Here is a 13,639-nt window from a genome sequence, read left to right as displayed (position 1 = left end):
CCCTTATTCCGCAGCCATTCCAGAGACCGCCCGCGCGCGCGGCCCATGAAAATATTCCTGAAGCCACGGATGATCCGCTTTCATTAGCTGTTCCATCGTACCGACCATCACCTTTTTGTCCACAAGTGCCGCGATCCGATCACAGATCGCCGCCAGACTGTCCAGATCATGGGTTACCATAAAGACGGTCAGCCCCAGGCTGCCCTGAAGCGACCGGATCAATTCATCGAACGCCGCCGCGCCAATCGGATCCAGGCCCGCTGTCGGTTCGTCCAGAAACACCACATCAGGATCCAGCGCCAGGGCCCTTGCCAATCCAGCACGTTTGCGCATCCCGCCCGATAATTGCGAGGGCAGCTTGCCACCCGCCTCCGGGGCCAGGCCGACCATCTTGATCTTCAAGGCGGCTAATTCATCCATCAACGCCTGGGACATATTCAGGTGTTCCCGCATCGGAACCTGGATGTTTTCCGCCACGGTCAGAGAAGAAAATAAGGCACCATCCTGAAACAGAACCCCGATTCGGGTGCGCAACTGATTGCGCGCTTCTAATCCCGCCCCCCATACATCGGTTCCCAGCAATTCTATCGTGCCGCCACTGGGGCGCTGCAGGCCGACAATTTCCCGCAACAGTACTGATTTTCCGGTGCCTGACCCCCCGACAATGCCGATCACTTCCCCCCGATTGACGTCCAGATCGACCCCATCATGAATGACCTGTGCCCCAAACTGAGTTTTGATACCACGCACCCGAATGGCGATGGGATCTGTATCGGCTTCTGATTTCCTATGTTCCTGGGTCATATCAAATTCCCAGAATTGAAAAGAAAATGGAGAATAGCGATGTTGCAACGATCACCAGGAAAATCGATTCAACGACAGAGGTTGTTGTCTGGCGCCCAACGCTTTCTGCCGTGCGTTCAACCTTTAACCCCTCATAACAGCCAACAATTGCAATGATATAGGCATGTACCGGGGCCTTGACCATCCCGACCAGGAAGTCATTCAAATCCACCGCCTTTTTCAGGGCCGTTACAAATTGTTCCGGTGATAGCCCCAAAGACACAACCGTCATGACGCCCCCGCCCAGAATCCCCATCACATCGGCAAAGAATGTCAGGAATGGCAGGGTGATCATCAATGCCAGGACCCGGGGTTGCACCAGAACCTCAATTGGATCCAGGCCCAGGGTGCCCATGGCGTCGATTTCCTCATTCACCTTCATCGTACCGATTTGCGCCGTAAAGGCCGACCCGGATCGCCCGGCGATCATGATGGCAGTAATCAATACCGCAACTTCCCGCAGCATGGACAGGCCAACCAGATTGACTGTAAAGACTTCTGCCCCGAACTGACGCAATTGATCCGACATCAGATAGGCCAGCACGACGCCGATCAGGAAAGACAGCAAACCAACGATCGGTAAGGCGTTCAACCCGGTCTGTTCAATCTGTGTCACCAGGGCCTTGGGTCGCAAGCGACGGGGGGAAAGAATAGTTCTCCCCATTGTAATCGTAACCAGACCGACAAAGTTCAGCAGCTCGACGCCCTTCATCATTGCCGCAACAAAACCCCGCCCGATACGCTCCAAAAACTTAACCAGGCCATTTCTTGTGTCTGAAGGAACGACTTCTTCTGTCGCCTGACTGGAGACCAGATCCAACATCGGTCGATGGTTTCGGGAAACACCAATGAAATCCACAGTAATTCCATCATTGCGCAGCTGGGATGCACAGCGAAACAGCAGCCATGCACCCGCACTGTCCAAACGTTCCAGATCCGATAGATCGAAAACAATCCGATCCGCATCGCCCGTCCGCAGCGACGAAACCAGCTTGTCCAATGCCGTTGCGCTGGCGATTGTCCAGGCCCCGCCTGCACTGACGGTCAGGAACGCCCCGTCACTATTTGTGCGCATCCATCCTTCAGTATTCATGCGCCAACTGTCCTATCCCGCATTGCGGCATCCCATATCGATCATTACACTGCACCCCCTGTTACCCCCAGACCTTAGAGGCACATATGGACCTAGCGCAACATATCCGAACAGTTCCTGATTTTCCAAAGCCGGGAATTCTATTCTATGACATTTCTACACTGCTGGCCCAACCTCATGCGTGGAAGCATTGTGTGTTGCAACTGGCCGATATCTGCAGGGCGTGGCAGGCTGACATTCTGGTGGGGATTGAAAGCCGGGGATTTCTGACCGCCGCGCCCCTGGCGTTAGAGTTGGAACTGGGCTTCGTGATGGTGCGCAAGCAAGGAAAGCTGCCAGGCGAGACAGTCCGTCATGTTTACGAATTGGAATATGGCACCGATACCGTCGAAATTCAGGCCGACGCGATTAAACCTGGCCAGCGGGTTGTCGTCCTGGATGATCTAATGGCAACGGGTGGCACGATGACCGCAGCGATAGAGCTGATCCGTAAGGTTGGCGGCACCGTGGCAGGCGTTGCCTGCATTATCGAACTGGAAGGTCTTGGCGGGCGCGATGAAATCGACGTTCCCTTCAAATCCCTGGTTCAGTTCGAGATTTAGGTCCCTAAAGAGTACGATGTTTCAAGGTCGATACAGGGATGGCTTAACGAAGGGAGGCAACGCCATCAACGGCGGTGCCACATAAAGTGCCTGCCATTTCCAGTAATGCCTCATCCGCCCCATAGGCGCCCATCAGGGACAGCGCCACGGGTAGCCCAGCAACCCGCCCAACCGGCAGGGATAATTGCGGAAGACCTGTCAAGGGGGCGATGCCGGACAATCGAATGATCTGGGCCCTGATTTCATTTGAGGCAACGGCGCTGCGACCGGCCTCTAGAGCAGGACCAGGGGCGGCCGGCAATACCAGCACCGATCCATCCTGAGTGACCTGCTTTAGTCGGTCGGTAATTTCCGCGCGTTGAGTCAGGGCTTCCTGTTGCGCCGCCTTTGTCAGGGACTTGCACCATTCCAATCGCTCCCGAATTCCCGGACCGATGCTTGGTTGCGTTTCCTCAATCCAAGGTCCCAATGTCTGCCATATCTCAGCCCCCTGCGCGATACGGAAGGTTTCGAACCAATCTGCCAAACTGCTATCCTGGGCCAGCGTCATACGCTCAACCGGACCATACAGTGCTTCCAAACGCGCAACAGCAGGGTCCAGTGCCAGGGCTGTATCCGTAGAAACTTCCTGCCAGGCATCAACGGGGTAGAGCAAGCGCGTGGGACGCTTGGGCTGCAAGACGGGTTCATGGAGCAAAACCCGGCCAATTGTCTGCATCAGGGCAGGATCGCGCGCGAACCAGCCTGCCGTATCAAAGGTGGCTGCAAGGGGAAATACGCCCTTTAACGACACCCGACCATGACTGGGGCGCAGACCAAAAATCCCACAGAAACTGGCAGGGATGCGCACTGATCCACCTGTGTCTGTGCCCAAGGCGAAATCAACCAGCCCTCCAGCAACCGCGGCAGCTGATCCACTGGACGACCCGCCACAGACATGCCCCGGCGCATTTGGATTGATGGGGGTTCCGAAGTGATGGTTTTCGCCAATAATGGAAAAAGCGAATTCATCGGTGATTGTCTTGCCCCGTACAGAAGCGCCCGCCGCCAGAAGAGTTGACACCGCCTGGGCATGTTCCGTGGCGACGGAATGGGTCCGTCCCCAATCAGGATTACCGCATGCAGCGACCGTACCTACGATATCATACAGGTCTTTTACGGCAAAGGTTGTCCCAACCAAAGGCCCTGATTCTGCCCCATTCAGGGACAGGTCTTCATCGGTGAAAGCATTAAACCTACCAGCTGCGCGCATTACCGTTCCGTCATTGAATTGTTGATGCCTTTTTCAATTGGCTTCAGCAGATATTGCAGAACGGTTTTATGGCCCGTGATAATATCAACCGTGGCTGTCATACCCGGAATGATGGGCATATCCTTGCCCAGGCTGGTATCCGTCGTCGACAGGCGTACGCGGTAATAGGGTTTTCCATCCTCATCCAGGATCGTATCAGGGGAGATATCCACCAGCTGCGCATCCAACCCACCATGAATGGAGAAATCATAGGCCGAGACCTTCACGACCGCCGACAGGCCCGGATACAGCTGTGCGCGATCCGCGGGGCGAATACGAGCTTCGACCAAAAGAGAATCCTCCAACGGAACGATCTCCGCCACGGGGTCCCCTGGTTTCACGACACCGCCAATTGTGTTGATCAGGATCTTGTTGACGGTTCCACGCACAGGCGACCTGATATCCGTCCGCTTTTCACGATCCTGACCAGCGGTCAAGTCTTCGCGCAGGCGCTCCGCCTCTGTCCGCACCTTACTTAAATCCTGCTGCGCCTTTGCGCGGAAAGCAGACAATTCTTGTTCAATCGTGCTGGTGGATTCCTGAATTTGTGACCGGATGCGCGGAATCGACAATTTGGTGTCTTCCAATTGTGATTCCAATTCAACGACGGACCTGCGCAGGGTTAATAATTCCTGTTGCGATGCCGCACCACTGGCGACCAAAGGCTGCACCAGATTCAATTCCTGGCGTGCCAACTCCAACTGACTTTGGATCTGCGAGACCTGGGCTGTCTTCTGCCGCAATTCCTGCAATGCCTGGGTACGTTGGGTTTCACGAATGCGAATTTTTCCCTGCAATTCCTTCAGATTGGTATCAAACACGTCGCGCTGATCATTCGCGCGATCCGGCGCATTGGTCAGAATATCCTGAGAGAAGTTAATTTCATTCGCCCCGGTGGCTTCCGCCTGTAACCGTGCGCCCTCGGCCAAAAGACTGCGATACTTCGTGGTCTTCTCCGCCAGTTCGGCATCCGCCAGACGATTCTCAATGCGCATGATCACCTGGCCGGCATCAACAATATCGCCTTCTCGAACCGTAATCTCTGAAACAATACCGCCTTCAAAATGCTGCACGATCTTGGTTTGGCCGGATGGAATAATTTTTCCTTCGCCCCGGGTGATTTCATCCAGATCCGCACTATGCGCCCAGACCAGGAAAACGACGAAGAATGCCGCGATCAGGAACAGCAGGACATGCGCCCATAACCGCGCACTGCGCCCGACACCCGAATTGCTTTCGGCATCGTATATTTCGTCACCCCAATTGCCTGCAGACATCTAAGTCATTCCAATCTTAATGCGTGCCCGGCTGAAAGACGGGCCGCAATCGGGTTAAACCTTTGCCGCCTGAATACGCCCGGATGCCAGCGCTTCCATCACGATTTCTTTTGGACCATCGGCCACGATACGCCCACCATCCATAACGATTAAACGATCCACCAGCGTCAACAATGATCCACGATGGGTCACCAGGATGAGTGTTTTATTTGTCAAAACTGTACCCAACCGCGCCTTGAACCGTCCTTCTGTAGTGTTATCCATGGCGCTGGTCGGTTCATCCAATAAAAGGATTGGCGGGTCCAATAACAAGGCCCGCGCCACAGCAATCGCCTGGCGCTGCCCGCCGGACAGGGACAATCCGCGCTCTCCCACTGGTAAATCAAGACCAAGCGGGTGTTTAGAGATAAATTCATCCACCCCGGAAATGCGCGCTGCCCGTAAAATCGCGGAATCGTCGGCATAAGGGGCACCCAGGGCGATGTTTTCCTTCACTGTGCCAAAGAACAGGTAAACATCCTGGGGCACAACTCCAACAGAACGGCGCAAATCCGCAGGGTCAATCTGTCGAACATCCGTGCCATCGACCAAAACCGATCCTTCATCCGGGTCATACAGGCCCAGCAACAGCCGCTCTATTGTGGACTTACCCGATCCGATCCGCCCAATAATTCCAACCTTTTCACCCGCTTCAATCTTAAAGGACACATCGCTTAACGCAGTGGTCTTTGCCTCTGGATAGGTGAATTTCACATTCTTGAATTCCAACATCCCGTTGAATTCAGGGCGGTGCACAAAAGAGCGACCTTCGGGACGTTCCACCGGGGTCTGCATCATCTTGTCCAACGCATTCAGGGATTCCCGCGCCTGATTAAAGCGTGTGGCGATCCCGGCGATCTGGGACAGGGGTGCCATTGCCCGCCCGGCCAGTATGGTACAGGCAACCAGGGCACCCGTCGTCATATTGCCTTCATGGATTTCATAAACCCCGACCAGCACCACGGTGACCGTCACGAATTGCGTGAAAAATCCGCTAAGATTCAGCGCAAACTGGGACCACCGCGTTGCCTTCATAGACGAGGATGCAGTTTTGGACACAAAGGTTTCCCAGGCGCGCTGCATGCGCCCTTCCGATGCGGTTGCCTTAATGGTTTCCGCCCCGGAGATCGCCTCAATCAGGATCGCATGCTTTTGCATCGCTTCGCGCGTGGTTTCCTGAACAATCTTGCGCATTTGTATCTGAACGATAAAGCCACAGATAATCGCAAGGAAAACCATGAAGGCGGGAATAGCGACAATCGCCGGACTGCCGATAATGGCGATCACCCCCAGGAACAGGAAGATGAATGGGAAATCGACCAGGGCGGTCACGGTAGAAGACGTAAAGAATTCCCGCAGACTTTCAAATTCCCGCATCGAATTGGCTAGCCCGCCGGCCGAGGGCGGACGGTTGGCCATTTTCATGCCCATCACCTGTTGGAACAGGCGCGCCGCAATCTTGGTATCGGCCGTCTTACCGGCAACATCAACCAGATAGCCCCGGATCAATTTCAACATGAAATCAAAGCCATAGACGATGGAAATCCCGATCACCAGAACCCACAATGTCTCCTCTGCAAAGTTGGGCACAACACGGTCATAGACATTCATGGTAAACAGCGGGCTTGCGATCGCAAAACAGTTGACCATGATCGCGGCCACCCCGACTTCGATATACAGCTTCCAGGAATTCAGCAGCGTCCCCCAGAACCAGCCTTTGGGATCGGCGATGCGGTCATCCTGTGCCCGCTTGTCATATTGAAATTCAGGCCGCGCAAATAGGGCATAGCCAACATATTCCTGAACCAGTTCATCATAGGCCACGTCACGGGTCCCAGCACCCATTTCCGGCAGGATAATGGTCGCACGCCCCTCGTCCCTGCGAATATCTGTCAGAACACAAGCCCTTTGGCGGCTGAGCAACAGCACGCAGGGCAGAGACAATTTCGATACACCGTCCAGATTGCGGCGCTGCAGACGCGACGAGATCCCCGCCCTTTCCGCTGCACGCACGAACAGTTCCGGCGTCAACATACCATCTACTAACGGAAGGGCAGATGTCAGCGCCTCAGAGGAAATATTGCGTTCCAGCAAGGTGCACAAAATGGTCAAGCAGCCCAGCAGAGGATCGTCCTTGGTGCCCGGCGTCGGACGAATTTGCCATCCTGTTGAGGCACTTCGTCGATCCTTGCTATCACGCGGTCCTTCCCGTCGGTTCCGATTGGCACGGCGTTCAGCAGCAGCATTGCGTGCATCATCAGACTCTTGGGGTCCGGCATCAGGGGAGTTTGAAGCATCGGCATCTGATTTTTCAGCCGGGCGACGGGGAGATTTTGCAGCCCCGGCAGTTTTTGCCACGTCGTCTGCCACTTCATTCAATGCTGCGGCGGTATCATTCGCGGCGCTGGCGCGCTCAAAATGTCGATGCAAGGCCTCAGGAGATAACAGATCCCGTTCCGCACGCCCCGCATTCGGATCATTGCGACCGCTATCCAGGGGATTCAACAATCCAGCCGACCCTGAATCCCGGCCCTGATCCACAGAATCCGGCGGTTGTGTTTCGGTGCCTCTAGCGGCCTCACCGGGCGCATAGGGGCGTGGCGGATCAGTCCGCTTTGCCGACACGGCGGCTTTTTGGTCTAGATCTGATTCACGCGCCATGGAGTAATTCCAACGCTCCCGCTAAAGCCTACCGTCACACTATTTAAGACATACACGCCCGATTAGCCAATAGTTCTAACATTTAAGCACGATTCATACCAAACACCATCGTGTCAAAAGGTTAACATAATGAAAAAGCGGAGGACCATTCAGTCCTCCGCTTCGTCATTTTCGCACATGCGCTCTAATGGCTAGAACGCGTTACCCATTCTGCGGGTCTTCGTTGCTGTTGTTATCGGTCAGCCCCGGTATCACCGGCGCGATCATAACGATTCCAGCGTCATGAGCGGATGGAGGAGGTGTCGCTCCGCCCGTGTCTCCGCCGCTGTCACCCAGCACGTCATCCTTCATTTGCATCAGTTCATCGATGTTCAACGATCCATCCTGATCCGTATCGGCGTCGTAAGAGGCGATATTGTCTTCTGCCCCGAAGACAGAAGCGTCAACACCAACCAGTTTGATCGCACCACCATCACCCAGGCTGATGATTGTATCATCCCCATCCTGCAGGATTGTCATATCATCCTGTTCATAGCCGCTGATGAACAACTGATCCGTGCCAACTTCGAAGTCGTTGATGGTGTCGACCCCATCGCCGCGTGCATAGAAGAACGCATCGTGTTCTCCATCGCCCGTGCCGCCGACATCGCCGCCCCATAACTGATCGCCCTGATGGAAGTCAGCCGCAGACGGAACAGGTTTCACCGACAAGATCGCGTCGTTGTAATCCTGATCCCCGCCATTGATCAGGTCTTCGAACCCGATCAGGGTTTCACCGGAACCACCCACAATCACTTCCGGATCGCCAGACGGGGCGAAGCCGGAAACGGTCTGATAGGTCAGATGATTGCCGTTGCCGGAAACATCCTCAACCGTTTGATTGCCAGCATTATAGCTGCCGAAGTGATAATCCGCTGTGACATGGTCGGTATCGTCGGGCAAAGGTTCACCGGCATTCTGAGCAATCTCAACCGGGTCACGAACCTCGTCAAAGATGCGTGCCTGGGTCAGGGTGCCAGAGAATACCTGATCCTGATCAAAACCGCCGCCATCGCTGTCCTGTTCCTGTCCGAAGACCAGAGTGCCGCCGCTATTGAGGCTTTGACCCGTCGCGACATTGTTCGCGGCAAAGCCCTGAACCCCATCGACATAGACCTTCAGATCACCAGAGGCGCCATCCCATGTTGCAGAAATCATATGTTCCTGCCCATCGAACAGACCGGACGCCAGGATCGTGGTGACCACCGCAACCCCCGCAATCATAACCTGGATGGTTCCATTCTGCGCACCAATGGTGAATTCGTTACCATTGTTACGACCCGCAGAATAGGACACCAGCGGTGTGAAGTTAGAGGCCTGCTCTGTCGCCTTGAACCCAACTTCGACCGTGACCTGCTGGCCGGAAATCACATCACCGCCGCCTTGCAGGTATCCATCCTTGCCATCTGAGTTGATGGTCAAACCAACACCATCGGTAATTTCGGTCACCTGGGTATGGTCTTGTCCATCGGAATTCAGGCTGGACGGGTTGGAGAAGTAAGCCTTCGCATCCTGGCCTTGCAGTTCCTGACCATCCGCGAAGATTGTGATCTCACCCGTTGCACTTTCACCAAAGGTGACGACGGTGCCATCTGCCAGACCCTGGTTGATGTCGGCACCATCCGGGATCAGGAAGAAGCCGATATCTTCCTTATCAAAACCATCCAGCAGGATCGTGTGAGTCGATCCAACATCGGTCTGATGCAGATTGGCCCAGATCACCTGTCCGGTTTCCGGTGTGCCTTCATCATCCAGGACATAGTACCCGACGGAGTTGGAATAAGACGCATCCGTCCCCTGGAAGGTGACTGTCAGGGATTGAGGCCCAACATCAACCGACCCGGCATCTGATCCGCCCATGATCCAATCGCGGCCCGCCCCGCCAGAGACGATGTCGTTACCCGACCCGCCCTGCAGGAAGTCATTGCCGTATTGGCCAAAGACCTGATCGTCCCCGCTGCCGCCATGGATGGTGTCATTGTTGTCACTATCAATCGAAGGCGCTTCATAAGGCTGGGCGGAAACGGCCTTCAACAGGAAGTCAGAGTTGTGACCGCTGTTGCCCGCCCCATCGTTCATTGGCGTCAATTCAATCGATGTAATCGGGAAACCTGCTGTGATTGTGGCACTCGCCAAACCATTAACGGTACCGTCGATTACGCCGGTCGCCTGCTGACCATCCGGACCAAAGGCGGTCCAGCGAGCCTGTTCCAGATAACCCGGATCGTAAGGTCCATGATCCGCCGTAATCTGGGTTTCACCATCGAACAGGGCAGAGACCGTGACGGAGACTTCACCCATCGGCTCATCAAACGTCATCCGCATGACCTCGGTTCCGGTCGTGGTTTGACCATCGATTGTATCGATTTCGCCACCATCGATGCCGCCACCGACTGAAATCCCAGCATAGTTGTAGCTGCCATGCAGACTGGTGTCGCTGGTATTGCTGCCATTGATGGTGAAACTGATATCCTTGGTGGAGAAGTTCCGATCACTGTAGCTATCGGTCGACGGATCGTACCGCAAGGCCTGCAGTGTCACACCAGCATCATGCCAGGTTGCGACAACATCAGAGGTATCGATATCCGTGCCTGTGATATCAAGCGACAGGGATTCTGCCGGATCAACGGGTTCGACACCGCCAACCATGCCCGATACTTCCAGATTATCGAAGCGGATTTCAACGCTTTCACTTTCTGTCGTCTTGGCGTTGTTATAGCCGCCCAGTGTGATCTGGTGATCACCCGCAGGCAGATCGCCGACATTCACCGTGACCGTCTGCCAACCCGTGTCGCTGTCGCCACCGCCATTGCCGTTGCCAAATACCCGCGTCACAAAGTCGTCACCGTTGATGTCGATACGTTGACCATCAATCGCGACCCAGACTTCCCCGAATTCGTTCGATTCAAAGTCATCATCAACAATCATGCGATAGCTGAAGGTGATCGTGGTTTCTGTCGCCGCCGCATCCACAGAGAAGTTGGATGTAAAGCCGCCGGACATATCAGTGATGTCACAATCATCCTTACCGCCCAGCTTCACAACCATCTGGTCATCGTCCATATAGCCCTTGGCATAATGGTCGCCGCTGCTGCTGTACTGGTTCAGCGGATCATCCGAATAGCTGGGGGTGGAAAGGTCGAATTCTACTTCAACCGGCTGTGATACAGGCGGATCAACGGGTTCGACACCGCCAACCGTGCCCGATACTTCCAAATCATCGAAGCGGATTTCAATGCTTTCGCTTTCTGTCGTCTTGGCATTGTTATAGCCGCCTAATGTGATCTGGTGATCCCCCGCAGGCAGATCACCGACATCCAGGGTGACCGTCTGCCAACCCGTGTCGCTGTCGCCGCCACCATTGCCGTTGCCAAAGACCCGCGTCACAAAGTCGTTGCCGTTGATGTCGATACGCTGACCATCAATCGCGACCCAGACTTCCCCGAATTCGTCGGATTCATAGTCCTGGTCGACAATCATGCGATAGCTGAAGGTAATCGTGGTGCCTGAAGCCGCCGCATCCACAGAGAAGTTGGATGTGAAGCCACCGGCCATATCGCAGACACCACAGTCATCCTTGCCACCCAGCTTCACGACCATCTGATCGTCGTCCATATAGCCCTTGGCATAATGGTCACCGCTGCTGCCATACTGGTTCAGCGGATCATCCGAATAGCTGGGGGTGGACAGATCAAATTCAACTTCAACCGGTTGGTTGCCCGTACCAGTATCATCAGGACCGCCATCCCCATACAACACGTCATTGCCTTGCTGACCGGAAATCGTATCGCTTCCAGCGCCGCCATAAATCGTATCGTCATATGTGGCATTGCCATCCGATGTAACCGGCTCTGGAATATCAATTGCCAGGGTCGTGCTGCGCGTACCGGTATCTGTTCCGCCCTGATCCGGGTCGGTATCCAGCACCGTGACTTCAACAGACAGAGAGAAATCACCGGTTCCATTGGGGACTTCGATCTGCAATCCAGCCAATTGGTCTGGTGTCAGCACATGGACCTGCGATCCCGTGAAGGTATCGCCTGCCGCATTGGTCAGGGTCGCCCCGTCCGGGATATTGCCGATTTCAATGGTCAGAACTTCTTCCGAACCATCGGTATCGGTTGCCGCAGCGGTGATCTCAATGGGGGCAACAAAGCAACCTTCCGCCAATGTGCCAGCGGCATTATCGCCGAAGATCAGATCATCGCCCTGCTGACCGTAGATCGTATCATCACCGGCATTACCGTAGATCGTGTCATTGAAGCTTTCGCCCTCAAGACCGGCAACTTCCATCGTCCCGGTATCTACCAGGGTGATGTCATCCAGGGACATGCCGCGACCATCATGCTGGTCATTGGTCGAGTTTTCCGCGAACACGATCCGCATCGGCTCACCCGTCCCGACGAAGCGAACCGTAACGGTCTGCCAGTCGTGCTGGGTCTGGTTGGACATATCCTGGCTATAGCTGCCCAATTGTTCCCCATCGACCGTAATTTCCATGGCGTTGACTGTTTCGTCATAGCCCGGTCGACCGGAGTAGCTGAAGGTCAACTCATACACTTCACCAGCAACCGTTTGAACATCCCGATAGATACCATCGGCATCTGCAAAAGTGTTTCCGGGCACATTATTCAGTTCAACAAAGTTATCGCCATCGGCCGCCTGGTTCGTGCCATCCGGTTGATTGCCCAAATCGCGAACATCTTCATCCGTCCAGATTTCCACCTTATCGGCCGTAGAACGCCAACCATCTATGGAGTCAGCGAAAGTAGAGGGATTGCTCTGTTCGGCGTTGTCAGGAATGTCTTCAAAGGACGAAAAGAACACAACCGACGGATCTCCAACTGTGACGATCGTGGTTGTCCCATCATTTTCGCCGTCACCATAGATCGTGTCGTTTCCGGTTCCGCCGGTGATCGTATCATCACCGCCCAGGCCCGTGATCGTGTCGTCGCCGGCACCACCATCCAGAACATCGTCCTGTGGCGTTCCAACCAGTACTTCATTTTCACCTGTACCGGCCGGGATTTCATACCGTTCAACGTTCATGTTGACGTCGTTGAAGTCCATATCGCCACCATTTGCGATATCTTCCCAATTCTGATTGCCGACAACCTGATTGTCCGTCGTGTAATCATAATTGTTCTCGTTCAGCGCCGGGTTGGAGAAGATTACCGGATCCCCCTGGCCAGACAGCGGTCCATTGGCAGTCGAGGCTACCCAATTGCCCTGTGCGTTTTGAGAGAAGGTGACTTCCGTGCCGCTGGTCAGGCCCGGATTCAGACTCGCCCCGTTCGAGATGACAAAGAATTCGACCGAGTCTGGATCAACGCCTTCGATTTCCTTCGTGACGTTGATTTCCTGCTTGGTATTGCTGAACAGGATTTCACCGACCGTGGGCACGCCCGCAACCATGATGACATAGCCAAACGTGTTGTTATAGCTGGCGCTTTCATGACCCATATTGGTCACGCGAATGCCTTCACCCGGCTCCGGTTCGCCCCCACCATTCTTCGGCACGAAGGTGGCGGTTTCGGACTCTGCCGTCAGTTCAATTTCGTCCACGACTGGCGCAACATAGACCGTGAAGTCCTGGCTGTCGGTGGCTACATCGCCATCAACATCCGTCACACTGGCCGTCAGGGTCAGGTCGATATCGCCAGAGAAATCATGTGGCGGGTTCAGTCCGGCCGTTTCCAGTTCCGCAGCCGTCAAGGACCATACACCAGGCGACGTTTGTGTCCCCACGGTCAGGCTGGCCCCTTCCGGTACGCCGGAAATTGTGAAACTGCTG

7 protein-coding genes (1 of these 7 cut by a window edge) are annotated in these 13,639 nt (G+C 54.9%); 1 reads left to right on the top strand and 6 read right to left on the bottom strand.

Features of this window, described 5'->3' with window-relative positions:
- Nucleotides 1-3: 3 nt before the first annotated feature.
- Together ACOSDR_RS01855 and ACOSDR_RS01850 are read right to left on the bottom strand one after the other, a co-directional pair.
- Nucleotides 4-804 carry an ABC transporter ATP-binding protein gene (locus ACOSDR_RS01855; protein WP_420730227.1) on the bottom strand — a complete coding sequence of 267 codons (801 nt, stop codon included), beginning with the start codon at nt 802-804 and terminating at the stop codon, nt 4-6.
- Nucleotide 805: 1 nt separating this feature from the next.
- Nucleotides 806-1,936 (bottom strand): ABC transporter permease, encoded by a 1,131-nt coding sequence (locus ACOSDR_RS01850; RefSeq protein WP_420724592.1) that lies wholly within the window; start codon nt 1,934-1,936, stop codon nt 806-808.
- 86 nt (nt 1,937-2,022) lie between these two features.
- Between ACOSDR_RS01850 and ACOSDR_RS01845 the strand changes: the two genes are divergently transcribed.
- On the top strand, nt 2,023-2,538 hold the full coding sequence (locus ACOSDR_RS01845) for an adenine phosphoribosyltransferase (RefSeq protein ID WP_420730226.1): 516 nt from the start codon (nt 2,023-2,025) through the stop codon (nt 2,536-2,538).
- A gap of 43 nt (nt 2,539-2,581) precedes the next feature.
- On the opposite strand, the gene ACOSDR_RS01840 is transcribed toward ACOSDR_RS01845, so the two are convergent.
- The 4 genes from ACOSDR_RS01840 to ACOSDR_RS01825 all read right to left on the bottom strand — a co-directional run.
- Nucleotides 2,582-3,790, bottom strand: coding sequence for an amidase (locus ACOSDR_RS01840; protein WP_420730225.1), 1,209 nt, complete (start codon nt 3,788-3,790; stop codon nt 2,582-2,584).
- On the bottom strand, nt 3,790-5,106 hold the full coding sequence (locus tag ACOSDR_RS01835) for an HlyD family type I secretion periplasmic adaptor subunit (RefSeq protein ID WP_420724595.1): 1,317 nt from the start codon (nt 5,104-5,106) through the stop codon (nt 3,790-3,792). Before ACOSDR_RS01835 ends, ACOSDR_RS01840 begins: the two co-directional genes overlap by 1 nt.
- Nucleotides 5,107-5,160: 54 nt before the next feature.
- The gene (locus ACOSDR_RS01830) at nt 5,161-7,806 is read right to left on the bottom strand and encodes a type I secretion system permease/ATPase (RefSeq protein ID WP_420724596.1); all 2,646 of its coding nucleotides are present in this window, start codon (nt 7,804-7,806) and stop codon (nt 5,161-5,163) included.
- 201 nt (nt 7,807-8,007) lie between these two features.
- Nucleotides 8,008-13,639 carry the end of a DUF5801 repeats-in-toxin domain-containing protein gene (locus ACOSDR_RS01825; RefSeq protein ID WP_420730224.1) on the bottom strand. It continues 22,139 nt past the right edge of the window, so 5,632 of the gene's 27,771 nt are visible here — the last part of the coding sequence; its start codon lies off the right edge, out of view; the stop codon is at nt 8,008-8,010.

It is taken from the genome of Hwanghaeella sp. 1Z406, from assembly GCF_048892425.1.
GTDB lineage: Bacteria > Pseudomonadota > Alphaproteobacteria > UBA8366 > Aestuariispiraceae > Pacificispira.
This window is presented reverse-complemented; position numbering and strand designations above follow the sequence as displayed.